Source organism: Intestinimonas massiliensis (ex Afouda et al. 2020), from assembly GCF_900626285.1.
GTDB classification, from domain to species: Bacteria; Bacillota; Clostridia; order Oscillospirales; family Oscillospiraceae; genus Flavonifractor; species Flavonifractor massiliensis_A.
The window spans coordinates 284,069-296,167 of the sequence record NZ_LR131148.1 but is presented as its reverse complement, the minus strand read 5'-3'; the positions used below and the strand labels follow the sequence as shown (position 1 = coordinate 296,167).

At 61.2% G+C, this 12,099-nt stretch carries 9 protein-coding genes, 1 tRNA gene and 1 pseudogene; 8 read left to right on the top strand and 3 right to left on the bottom strand.

Going from position 1 to position 12,099, the window contains the following annotated elements; all coding sequences use genetic code 11:
• The first annotated feature begins 114 nt into the window (after window positions 1-114).
• From E0E41_RS17350 to E0E41_RS17320, 8 genes are all read left to right on the top strand, one after another.
• Window positions 115-951 carry a DegV family protein gene (locus tag E0E41_RS17350; RefSeq protein ID WP_130871134.1) on the top strand — a complete coding sequence of 279 codons (837 nt, stop codon included), beginning with the start codon at window positions 115-117 and terminating at the stop codon, window positions 949-951.
• A 225-nt stretch (window positions 952-1,176) separates the two neighbouring features.
• Window positions 1,177-2,040, top strand: a complete 864-nt coding sequence (gene rsmA / locus E0E41_RS17345; protein WP_130871133.1) for a 16S rRNA (adenine(1518)-N(6)/adenine(1519)-N(6))-dimethyltransferase RsmA — start codon at window positions 1,177-1,179, stop codon at window positions 2,038-2,040.
• A 186-nt stretch (window positions 2,041-2,226) separates the two neighbouring features.
• Window positions 2,227-3,834, top strand: coding sequence for a phosphoenolpyruvate carboxykinase (ATP) (gene pckA / locus E0E41_RS17340; protein WP_130871132.1), 1,608 nt, complete (start codon window positions 2,227-2,229; stop codon window positions 3,832-3,834).
• 217 nt (window positions 3,835-4,051) lie between these two features.
• Entirely contained in the window at window positions 4,052-4,561 is a 510-nt protein-coding gene (locus E0E41_RS17335; RefSeq protein WP_130871131.1) for a CarD family transcriptional regulator, read from the top strand.
• A gap of 59 nt (window positions 4,562-4,620) precedes the next feature.
• Window positions 4,621-5,361 carry an N-acetylmuramoyl-L-alanine amidase gene (locus tag E0E41_RS17330; RefSeq protein WP_130871130.1) on the top strand — a complete coding sequence of 247 codons (741 nt, stop codon included), beginning with the start codon at window positions 4,621-4,623 and terminating at the stop codon, window positions 5,359-5,361.
• Between the two features lie 297 nt (window positions 5,362-5,658).
• Complete coding sequence (locus tag E0E41_RS18635) at window positions 5,659-5,814, top strand: hypothetical protein (protein WP_165450601.1); 156 nt, start codon at window positions 5,659-5,661, stop codon at window positions 5,812-5,814.
• A gap of 109 nt (window positions 5,815-5,923) precedes the next feature.
• Window positions 5,924-6,000, top strand: a tRNA-Arg gene (locus tag E0E41_RS17325).
• Between the two features lie 63 nt (window positions 6,001-6,063).
• Window positions 6,064-6,822, top strand: a complete 759-nt coding sequence (locus E0E41_RS17320) for an EFR1 family ferrodoxin (RefSeq protein WP_130871129.1) — start codon at window positions 6,064-6,066, stop codon at window positions 6,820-6,822.
• Window positions 6,823-6,958: 136 nt separating this feature from the next.
• On the opposite strand, the pseudogene tnpA reads toward E0E41_RS17320, so the two are convergent.
• The 3 genes and pseudogenes from tnpA to E0E41_RS17305 form a co-directional block, all read right to left on the bottom strand.
• Window positions 6,959-7,435: pseudogene (gene tnpA, locus E0E41_RS17315) on the bottom strand (IS200/IS605 family transposase).
• A gap of 182 nt (window positions 7,436-7,617) precedes the next feature.
• Complete coding sequence (locus tag E0E41_RS19195; protein ID WP_130871128.1) at window positions 7,618-10,911, bottom strand: AAA family ATPase; 3,294 nt, start codon at window positions 10,909-10,911, stop codon at window positions 7,618-7,620.
• The gene (locus E0E41_RS17305) at window positions 10,908-12,047 is read right to left on the bottom strand and encodes an exonuclease SbcCD subunit D (RefSeq protein WP_130871127.1); all 1,140 of its coding nucleotides are present in this window, start codon (window positions 12,045-12,047) and stop codon (window positions 10,908-10,910) included. Before E0E41_RS17305 ends, E0E41_RS19195 begins: the two co-directional genes overlap by 4 nt.
• Window positions 12,048-12,099 lie beyond the last annotated feature (52 nt).

Sequence of the window (12,099 nt, the reverse complement as noted above, 5' to 3'; positions counted from 1 at the left end):
GGCCAAGGAAATCCAATTTGTTTACATCTTCTCCCTTTACTTTTTGGGGCATTGATGATACAATGTCCCAAAGAACGGATGTAATCTTTAGAACTATATTTGAGGATTTCTGTCATGAGTTTCAAAATTATTGTCGATAGCTGCTGTGACCTGACTCCCGCCCAGCTGCGGGACGGCTGTTTTGTCAGCGTACCGCTGACCATCCATGTGGGCAGCCATGTGGTCGTGGACGACCCCTGCTTCGACCGGGGAGCCCTCCTCCACGCCATGCACCACTGCCCCACCGCGCCTCACACCTCCTGCCCCTCCCCCGCCCAGTATCTGGACGCCTTTGACTGCGGGGCGGAGGACATCTACGTGGTCACCCTGTCCGCCCTGCTCTCCGGCTCCCACAACGCCGCGGCCCAGGCCCGGAACCTGTGGCTGGAAGAGCACCCCGAGGCCAACGTCCACATCTTCAACTCCTGCTCCGCCTCCGCCGGTGAGGTGCTGGTGGCGCTGAAGATCCAGGAGCTGGCCCAGTCCGGCATGGATTTCACCACTGTGGTAGCCCAGGTGTCCCGCTATATCGAGGAGATGGACACCATGTTCGTGCTGGAGAACCTGGACAATCTGCGCAAGAACGGCCGGCTGTCCCGGATGCAGTCCCTGGTGACCAGCACCCTGCGCATCAAGCTGTTGCTGGGCTCCACCCCCGAGGGGGAGATCTGCAAGCGGGGCCAGGCCATGTCGGTGAAGCAGGCTCTGGGCAAGATGGTCTCCATCATGGCGGCCGATCCCAACCACGCCGGCAGGCGGCTGGCCATCGTCCACTGCAACTGCCTGGACCGTGCCTACTACCTGCGGGAGCTGGCACTGAAGCAGTGCCGGTTCTCTGACATCCTGATCAGCGAGACCGGCGGCATCTCCACGGTGTACGCCAACGACGGCGGCGTGGTGGCCGCGTACTGAGGGTTTTTCCCGCCGCCCGGAGGGTGCTTCCTTCCGGGCGGTTGTTTTTTGCCGTCTTTTGTGGTATAGTGGCAAAAATATTTTGTTGTAAGGAGGATGCCCCATGAACTATACGATCCGCCCTACACGGCCGGAGGACGGCACTGTTATCGGTACAGCGGGCCTCCAGGTCTTTCCCAAACCCCGGCTGCGCCCCCCTTTCAATCTGAACTGAGGTGATCCCCCATGGATCTGTGCAATGAAAAAGACATCAAAGCCCTGCTGGGCCGACACGGCTTCCGGTTTTCCAAGAGCATGGGCCAGAACTTCCTCATCCAGAGCTGGGTGCCCCGGGACATCGCCGAGGCCTCCGGCGCCGACGAGAGCTGCGGCGTGCTGGAGATCGGCCCGGGCATCGGCCCGCTGACGGTGCAGCTGGCCAAACGGGCGGGCAGGGTGGCCTCCATCGAGCTGGACAAGTCCCTGCTCCCCATTCTGGACGAGACCCTGGCCCCTTATGACAACGTGACCGTCATCCCCGGGGACGCCATGAAGCTGGACCTGGCAGCACTGGCGGCAGAGCAGTTCGGTGATCTTACCCCCCTGGCCTGCGCCAATCTGCCCTACAACATCACCACCCCGGTGCTCACCGCCCTCATTGAAGCAAAGTGCTTCCGGGCCATCACGGTGATGATCCAGCGGGAGGTGGCCCTGCGGATCTGCGCCGCGCCGGGCACGGCGGATTACGGCGCCTTCTCCCTGTTCTGCCAGTACCACACGGTGCCGGAGTTTCTGTTCGAGGTGCCGCCCGAGTGCTTCCTCCCCGCCCCCAAGGTGACCTCCGCCGTCATCCGGCTGGTGCCCAGGGACACGCCGCCCCAGGATCTGGTGGACGATGCCTCCTTCTTCCGGGTGGTGAAGGTCTCCTTCGCCCAGCGGCGCAAGACCCTGCTCAACGGCCTGGCCTCGGCCTTCGGAGACCGGCTGAGCAAAGACCAGCTGCGGCAGGCCATCGCCGCCGCCGGACTGCCCGAGGGCGTCCGGGGAGAGCGGCTGGGCATCGGCGAGTTTGCCGCCCTGGCCCGGGCGCTTCAGGATCTGCAGTCCTGATTCTCCCTGCCCCCCAGGGCACGGATTGAAACTGCCGGGAAACAAAATTGCAAAATCGTACCACACAGAGAATTGACTTTATGTCCAATTCTGTGTATGATTATTGTCATAGCAACTAGAACTTCCAGGGCTTGGCCGCCCCGCCGGAGCCCCAGAGAGATCAATACGGGAAAGAGGTCATGCATTATGGCAAACATTGATTTGAATCAATACGGCATCACTGGCGTCACCGAGATCCTCCGCAACCCCTCCTACGAGGTCCTGTTCCAGGAGGAGACCAAGCCCGGTCTGGAGGGCTACGATAAGGGCCAGGTCACCGACCTGGGCGCTGTCAACGTTATGACCGGCATCTACACCGGCCGTTCCCCCAAGGATAAGTTCATCGTCATGGACGACACCTCCAAGGACACCGTGTGGTGGACCTCCGACACCTTCAAGAACGACAATAAGCCCGCCTCCCAGCAGGCCTGGGATGCCTGCAAGCAGCTGGCCATCCGGGAGCTGTCGGGCAAGAAGCTGTATGTCATGGACGTGTTCTGCGGTGCCAACGCCGACACCCGCATGGCCATCCGCTTCATCATGGAGGTGGCCTGGCAGGCCCACTTCGTGAAGAACATGTTCATTCAGCCCACCGAGGAGGAGCTGGCCGACTTCCAGCCCGACTTCGTCTGCTACAACGCCTCCAAGGCCAAGGTGGAAAACTACAAGGAGCTGGGTCTGAACTCCGAGACCGCCGTGGTTTTCAACCTCACCTCCCGGGAGCAGGTCATCCTGAACACCTGGTACGGCGGCGAGATGAAGAAGGGCATGTTCTCCATGATGAACTACTTCCTGCCTCTGAGGGGCATGGCCTCCATGCACTGCTCCGCCAACACCGACATGAACGGCGAAAACACCGCCCTGTTCTTCGGCCTGTCCGGCACCGGCAAGACCACCCTGTCCACCGATCCCAAGCGTCTGCTCATCGGCGACGACGAGCACGGCTGGGACGACAACGGCATCTTCAATTTTGAGGGCGGCTGCTACGCCAAGGTCATCAACCTGGACAAGGAGTCCGAGCCTGACATTTACCACGCCATCAAGCGCAACGCCCTGCTGGAGAACGTCACTGTGGACCAGGACGGCCACTGCGACTTCGGCGACGACTCCGTCACCGAGAACACCCGGGTGTCCTACCCCATCGACCACATCGAGAAGATCGTCCGCCCTGTGTCCGCCGGGCCCGACGCCAAGAACGTGATCTTCCTGTCCGCCGACGCCTTCGGCGTGCTGCCCCCCGTGTCCATCCTGACCCCGGAGCAGACCGAGTACTACTTCCTGTCCGGCTTCACTTCCAAGCTGGCCGGTACCGAGCGGGGCATCACCGAGCCCACCCCCACCTTCTCCGCCTGCTTCGGCCAGGCCTTCCTGGAGCTGCACCCCACCAAGTACGGTGAGGAGCTGGTGAAGAAGATGAAGAAGTCGGGCGCCAAGGCCTACCTGGTCAACACCGGCTGGAACGGCACCGGCAAGCGGATTTCCATCAAGGACACCCGCGGCATCATCGACGCCATCCTGGACGGCTCCATCCTGAAGGCGGAGACCAAGACCATCCCCTACTTCAACTTTGCCGTTCCCACCCAGCTGCCCGGCGTGGACACCAACATTCTGGACCCCCGCAACACCTATGCCGACCCCGCCGAGTGGGACACCAAGGCCAAGGATCTGGCCGCCCGCTTCGTGAAGAACTTCGCCAAGTACACCACCAACGACGCCGGCAAGGCCCTTGTGGCCGCCGGTCCCAAGGCGGACTGAGGGCAGGATCCCAGATATATACAAATACATCAAAAGAAATGGCCGCCATTTGGCGGCCATTTCTTTTGATGATTCGGATGCTCCCCTGCGCGTTCTGCACAAATCAGCGCCCTTATCTATTGGTGCAAAATGTACAAATATCATTCGTATAACCGTCACATCCCTGGAATTTCTTTCATAAAAGTGCTAAAATAGCAAAAAGAGAAGGAGGGATACCATGTATCAGATCGGAGATCTGGTGGTCTACGGAGGCAGCGGTGTCTGCCAGGTCACCGCCGTGGGCGAACCGGCCTGTCAGCCGGGCAGTCGGCGGCTTTACTATACCCTGCGGCCCCTCCACGGGACGGAGGTCATCTATGCCCCGGTGGACTGCAAGGTATCCATGCGCCCGGTCCTCACCGCTGAGGAGGCGGAACAGCTCATCGGGCAGCTGCCCGCCATCCAGGCGGAGCCCCCCGAAACCGGAAACGTCCAGCTTCTCTCCCGCCGCTATCAGGATGCCTTCCGCAGCAACAGCTGCCTGGACCTGGCCCGGCTGCTCAAGACCATCTACCAGAAGGACAGCGCTGCCCGCAGTCAGGGCAGGCGGCCCGGCAAGGTGGAGGAGCACTTCCGGAAGCGGGCGGAGGATCTGCTCTACGGGGAACTCTCCATCGCCCTGTCCATGCCCATGGAGGAGATCCCGGGCTACATCCGCCGCCGGCTGACCAGCCGCACACCCGCGTGACCCCACTGTCTCAAACCCTCCTTTCCCCGCATAGGATAGGCGGAAAGGAGGGTTTTCTTATGCCCATCATCTACCTGTCCCCTTCCACCCAGGAAAATAACCTCTACGTCAGCGGCGGCACGGAGGAGGAATGGATGAACCGGCTGGCCGACGCCATGGAGCCCTATCTCACCGCCTCCGGCATCCGGTTCTCCCGCAACACCCCCGAAATGACGGCAGTCTCCTCCATCCAGGCCTCCAACGCCGGAACTTACGACCTGCACCTGGCCCTCCACTCCAACGCGGCCCCGGAGGGCAAGTACGGCCAGGTACGGGGGATCCTGGCGTTCTACTACCCCGGCTCCGTCCAGGGCCAGAAGGCGGCCAACCTGATCGCCAACGGACTGAAAACCATCTACCCCCTTCCCAACCTGGTGCGGACCCAGGCCACCACCACCATCGGCGAGGTGCGCCGGGTACGGGCTCCCGCCGTCTTTCTGGAGCTGGGCTACCACGACAACCCGGACGACGCCGCCTGGGTGAAAAACAATCTGAACGCCATCGCCCGCAACATCGTGCTCTCCCTGACGGAGTACTTCGGCCTGCCCTTCCTGGAGCCCCAGTCCCCCCGGCCGGCGGTGGTGGATGTATCCTGGGGCTACCTCAACATCCGGGACACCCCTTCTCTCTCCGCCCCCGTGCTGGCCAGGGCCTACGACGGCGCCAGGCTCACCGTCCTCAACCAGTGGGAAAACTGGTACGTGGTGCGCTTCGACGGCCTGGTGGGCTGGGCCAGCGCCGACTTCATCACCCTGATCTGAAGGCGTCGATTTCAGCGTTCATAAATCATTCACAGTAAGTTCGGAAACGGTTCATCACTTCCAGGAGGAATCTGCTATCATATGGAATGTAAGGATACCAAAGACATGAGACTCCTCCTCTCTTCTCTCTTTTCCAAGTGCACACTAGACTGTCCTCCCGCAGAGCGGCAATAGCTCTCTGCGGGAGGGACAGACAAAAGTTCCGCGCTGCCTGATTTCAGGAGCGCGTTTTTTGACGCCGGAAACAGGTATCCTTTTCGCCTTTTCCGGCTATACTGATAGACGAGGTGAATCATTATGTCTTATGTCAATCCTGCCATCCGTCCCAAATTCGATTCCATGCCCGCCCATCTGAGAGAACATATCCTGCAAATGAATATCAAACTGGACACTATGGCGGACCTGATGGGCTGCCTGGAGCGCATCGCGGCGGAGGACCAGAATCGCCGCTGAAACCCCACCGCAGAATTTTTCAAAATAATTTAAAATTTTACTTGCATTCTGTTTTAAACTGTGCTATCATAATTAAGCTGTCAGCGAGAGAGCTTCACTTCTCTGACATGCGGCTGTAGCTCAGTTGGATAGAGTGTTTGGCTACGAACCAAAAGGTCGGGGGTTCGAATCCCTTCAGCCGTACCAAAAAGGACACGATGCAAGTCGTGTCCTTTTTGTTTTTCTTTTCAGCCCGCAAGGAGGATTGTCATGATCGTATATTTCACAGGTACCGGAAACAGCCGCTACTGCGCCCGGCTGCTGGCCGACAAGCTGGGGGACAACTGCACCAGCGCCTTCCACTACATGCGGGACCGGATCGCGTTGGAGCTGTCCTCTGAAAAGCCCTGGGTCTTTGTGACCCCCACCTACAGCTGGCAGATCCCCCGCGTGTTTCTGGACCTGATCCGCAGCGGCCGCTTCTCCGGCTGTCAGGACGCCTATTTCGTCATGACCTGCGGGGAAGATATCGGCAACGCCGCCGCCAAAAACCGGGCCCTCTGCACGGAAAAAGGGCTCCGCTACCGGGGCACGGCCCCGGTCATCATGCCGGAAAACTATATCGCCATGTTCGGCGCCCCCGATCAGGCGGAGGCCAAACGCATCATCTCCGCCGCCCTGCCCGGGCTGGAGCAGATCGCGTCCTGTATCGGGGCCGGCCGGGAGCTGCCTGCACAGAAGGTCAGCGTCCTGGACCGTCTGAAGTCCGGGCTGGTCAATCAGCTCTTCTATCGGTTCAACGTCAAGGACAAGCCCTTCACTGTCTCCGACGCCTGCATCTCCTGCGGCAAGTGCGAGGCAGCCTGCCCCCTTGGAAACATTCAGCTGCGGGACGGCAGGCCCGTCTGGCTGGGCCGCTGCACCCACTGCATGGCATGTATCTGCGGCTGTCCCACGGAGGCCATTGAGTACGGCCGCGCCAGCCGGGGCAAGCCCCGGTACCAGTGCCCGGATGATGGGAACACCTGAGTCAAAACCTCCGGCTAAGCCGGAGGCTTGAGTAGGCCCTATAAGGGGCTGATACGGACGAAGCCCCTTAAGGGGCCCCGAAAGGTTTGCCGACTGCATTGCTTTTTCAGGCCACCCCTTAAGGGGGATTATCATTTTATGCCTTTGTTTGCTTGCTACCCGTAAACGGGTCAATGTATTCCTTTATACTCACCTGGTCTGCCAATTGATCCTCTTGCAACTACTTTTTGATGTACTCCTGTATCTGCTTTTCATTGCGTCCTGCTGTATCCACATAGTATCCTCTCGCCCGGAAATACCTGTTCCCATATTTATACTTAAGGTTTGCATGTCTATCAAAAGTCATTAAACTGCTCTTCCCTTTCAAATATCCCATAATCTGCGATATGCTGTATTTCGGTGGAATACTGATCAACATGTGAATATGATCGGGACATACGTTTGTCTCCATTATCTCTACACCTTTTTGTTCGCACAGCTTCCTAAGTATACATCCTATATCTGCTCTTATCTCTTGCTAAATTACTTGTCTGTGATACTTTGGTGTGAACACAACATGGTATTGACATCTCCATCTCCATTTCGTATGCTCTAACCTATTTATGTCTCTCATAAAAAGATCTCCTTGATATTTTTGGTTAGGTTGGCAGACCTTAACTCTAATTTATCGGGGAGTCCTTTTTTGCCCATAGCTATAAGCTCTTTACCCACTAGTAGAGCCAGTGGGAGTTGAAGCAAACCAAGAGCGCCTCCGGTCTCAGAGACCGGAGGCGCTCTTCTTCTGTTTCCGCGGATTTAGACCACAATCTCCACCCGGCTGCCGCCGGTCCTGTCCTTGGTCACCACGATCTGTTTGTCGATCCTTTCCTTCAGCTCCGCCACGTGGGAGATGATGCCCACCAGGCGGTTCCCCTCGGTGAGGCCGGTCAGGGCCCGAATGGCCTGCTGGAGGGATTCCTCATCCAGGGAGCCGAACCCCTCGTCCACAAACATGGTGTCCAGACGGATGCCGCCCGCAGCGGACTGGATCTCATCCGCAAGGCCCAGGGCAAGGGACAGGGAGGCCTTGAAGGATTCGCCGCCGGAGAGGGACTTGACGCTGCGCTCCGAGCCGTTGTAGTGGTCGATGACGTCCAGATCCAGGCCGCTCTGGCTGCGGTTGTTCTCCGCCTCCCGGCAGCGCTTGAGCTCGTACTGTCCGCCGGACATGACCAGGAAGCGGAGGTTGGCCCGGCGGAGGATGCGGTCAAAGAAGGTCATCTGGATGTAGGTCTCCAGGGCGATTTTCTCCTTCCCGTTCAGATTGCCGCTGACCGTGTTGGAGAGGGCGCGCATCCAGGTATACCGCTCCTCCAGCTTTTTCAGCTCCGCCGCCTTTCCCCGGATGTGGTCCAGGGCAGTCTCATTGGCGGTGAGCCGGGCGTGGAGCGCTCTCCGGAGGGCAGCCACTTCATTCCGCTCTTCCGTCAGCTCCCGGCTGCGGGCCTTCTGCTCCTCCACATCCACCGTCTGGCCGCTCTCCAGCACCGCCGTCAGTTCCCGGACAGAGGCATCCGCCTGAGCCAGCGCCGTGCGGCTGGCGTCCGCCTCCTGCCGGGCTTTTTCCTCCGCCTCACGCAGCGCCCGCAGCTCTCCGTCCAGAGCGGTCAGTCTCTGCCCGGCGCTCTCTGCGTCGGGACAGCGCAGCGCTTCCCGGAGGGTCTGCAGCTGTCCCGTGAGCTCCTTCTGGCGGCTCTGTGCCCCGGCCAGCTCCTCCCGAAGGGCGGCGGCTGCCCCCTCCAGCTCCTTTTCGCTCTGTTCCAGCTGGGGGATCTGCTCCTCCAGCTCCCTTTTCCGGCTCAAGCCGGTTTCCAGCGTCTCCAGCTGCTCCGCCAGCTGTGCCAGCCCTTCTTCCTCATCCCGGCGCTCCTGTTCCACCCGTTCCGGCGCCCCCTCCCAGGGGCAGTCCGGCAGATGCTCCTCCATCCTGCGGCGGAGGGTTCCCTCCAGCTGATCCCGCTGGCCGATCAGAGCACTTTCCTCCACCTTCGCCTGGGTAATGGTATCCCGCAGCTTCTCCTGCTGCCCGGTCAGGTCGGCGAGGGTCTCCTCCTGCCGCCGGAGTTCCTGCTCCAGCTCCTCCCGACCGATGAGCTGGGCCTCCAGCTCCCCCAGGGCCTGGTGCAGCTGCGCCAGCTCCCGGGCGGTCTCCTCCGCACCGGCTGTCAGCTGTTCCCCGGCTGTAGCCAGAACGGGATCCTCCACATAGGGCTCCATCTGTACCAGCAGCTGCCGCTGCCGCTCTTCCAGGGCGGCCTTTTTTCTGCCTGCGGCCACACTCTTTTCCTCCGCCGCCTGCCGCGCCGCCTCCACTGCCTTCTTGGCATCTTCCAGCTCTCCCTCAGTAGGCGCTCCGGTGGAGAGCTGAGCGGGAACGGGGTGATGGAGCGAACCGCACACCGGGCAGGGCTGTCCCTCCTCCAGGCCCTGGGCCAGCACCCCCGCCTGTTCGTCCAGGAAGGCTCTGTTCTTCCGGCTGTAACACGTTTCCGCGGCATCTGCCGCCGCCTGAGCCTGTTGATAGGCCCCCTGGGCCGCCTCCAGTTCCCGCTCCGCCTGGCCGCATTCCGCCAGCAAGTCCAGCAGGCCGCCCAGGGCCTTCTTCTTTTCCAGCGCCTGTTCCTGCCGGTGGAGCAGCTTCTGCTTTTCCGCCTCCAGACCTTCAGCGGCTGTCCAGGTCTCCCGCCCGGCCCGCAGCGCCTCCTGCCGGCGGAGGATCTCAGCGGCAAGCGTCTCCCAGCGGCGGTACATTTCCGCCCGCCGCTCCTTCCCCTCCTGTATGCTCCGGCCGTACTTCTGCCATTCCCGCAGATCGTTTTCCAGAGACAGGAGCACTTCTCTCCGGCCTTCCCGCTGTGCCTGTACCCGAAGAAGCCGCTCTCTGTCAGCCTCCGCCTGGGCCAGTCCGGACAGCTCGCTCCGCCTGGCGTCCAGCTCCGCGGTCTTCGCCTGCAGCTTCTGTTCCTGCCGAAGCTGCTCCTGCTTCTGACCGGCGATATCCTCTGCCAGTTGGGCGAGAGCCGCCTGTTTTCCGGAAAGCTCCCGGTACCGGGGCAGCTCCGCCTCCAGAGCGGCCCGCTCTCTGGTCAGGGCCTCCTGCCGGGGAAGCTGTTCCTGCTGGGCCTCCAGCGCGCTCCGGGCGGTCTCCGCACGGAGCAGCAGTTCCTCCCGCTCGCCGCGGGTCTTCTCCAGCTTCTGCCGGGTCTTGTCCAGTTCCTCCGCCTTGCCCAGCAGGGCGGCCGTCTGCCTCCAGGCCTCGTCCAGCTCATCCAGCCTGTCCTGCTGCCGGGCATCCGCCTGCCGGTCCCGGGCAATCAGCGTTTCGATCAGCTCCGCCGTCTCCTGAAGGGTCAGCTTTCCCTCTTTCGCCTGTTCCAGTCTGGGGGCAAGCAGATCATCCTCCGGGCAGAGCACCCCGCCGATATACTGCTGCACGCTGGCCCCGGCGGCCTCGCAGTCCCGCTGCAGCTTCCCGGCTTCGCTCTTTACCCGCTCCTGGAACACCATGTAATACCTGGTCTTGAAGATCTCCCGAAAGATCTCCTGCCGGCTCTTGGTGTCCGCCAGCAGCAGCTTCAGAAAATCACCCTGGGCGATCATGGCGATCTGAGCAAACTGGCTCCGGTCCAGGCCGATAATACGGGTGATCTCACTGTTGACCTCTTTGGTCCTGGTAATCAGGCGGCCGTCAGGCAGACGGAGCTCCGCCTCCCCCTTCTGGATGGTGGTGCCGCCCCCCTTTTTGGCGGGGCGCTGGTACTCCGGGTTCCGGCGGACGGTGTAGGTCTTTCCGCCGTAGGAAAACACCAGCTCCACCTCCGTGGGGGTCTCCGGCCTGGCGTACTTGGAACGGAACATGGAGGCGTCCCGGTTCTCTCCGCTGGGCGCTCCGTAGAGGGCGTAAGTGATGGCGTCAAAAATGGTGGTCTTGCCCGCTCCGGTATCTCCGGTGATGAGGTAGAGCCCCTGCTCACCCAGCCGCTCCAGATCTATGACCACACGCCCGGCATAGGGTCCGAACGCGGACACCGTCAATTTCAGCGGTCTCATGCCTCTCCCTCCCAGATGGTCTCCATCAGGCTCCAGGCAAACGCCCGCTGAGCCTCCCCCATAGGCTGTCCGTTTTGCTTTTCGTAAAATTCCTCCAGCAGGTCCAGCGGCGACCTCTGCTGCACGTCCTCCGCCCCATCCAGCAGGACGCCCGCCCGGGTACGCTTGTTGTCATAGTCCAGCTTCATCAGATTGGGGTAGATGATCCGCAGCTTGCCCACCGCGTCGGGGATATCCTCCTCATCGGTGAGGGTGATATGGACGTAGTCCCGCTGCCAGCTAGTCCCCTCATAGAATCCCCGGAAGGTCAGCTCCTCATAGGTGCCCCGCAGCTCTGCCAGGTCCCGTATGGGCTTGAGCGGCACCGTTCGGACGGACACCTGCCCCTTCTCCCCCAGCTCCACCACAGTGACCGACTTGTGATGCCCGACCTCGGAGAAGGAGTATTTCAGCGGCGTACCGCAGTAGCGCACCGTCTCCCGACCCACCTGCTGAGGGCCGTGGAGGTGACCCAGGGCCACGTAGTCAAAGGGTGCGAACACCGACACGTCCACATTGTCCGTGCCCCCTACAGAGAGCTCCTCCGAATCGCACCGGGCGGCCCCTGTGACGAACTGATGGGTCACCAGCACGTTCCGTAGGGAGGTGTCCACCTCCATTTCCCCTACCGCCACGGCAAGGGCGTCGGTATAGCTGCCGATCTCCTGTTCCGGGAAAAAGCGCCGGACGTGGGCCGGCTTCAGGAAGGGCAGCAGGTAGAGATTGACCGGGCCGTATGCATCAGTGAGGGTGAGGGGCTCCACCCGCCCGGCATACACAGGGGCCAGATGGACCCCGCTCCCCGCCATCAGCCGTCCGCCGAAGGCAATACGCTCCGGAGAATCGTGGTTGCCGCTGATGACAAAGACCTGGAGCTTGAGCTGGGCCAGGCGCACCAGGAAATCGTCCAGCAGGGCTACCGCCTCAGCGGAGGGCACCGTCTTGTCGTACACGTCCCCGGCAATGAGCACGCCGTCCGGCCGCTCTTCCCCGATGATGCGGAGGATCTCCGCCAGGATATATCGCTGGTCCTCCAGCATGGAAAACTCATTGACCCGCTTGCCCAAATGCAGGTCTGAGAGATGGATGAACTTCATGCTCCCGCCTCTTTCTGTACTGTCATACTCTGTGATTATATCCCGCCGCTAC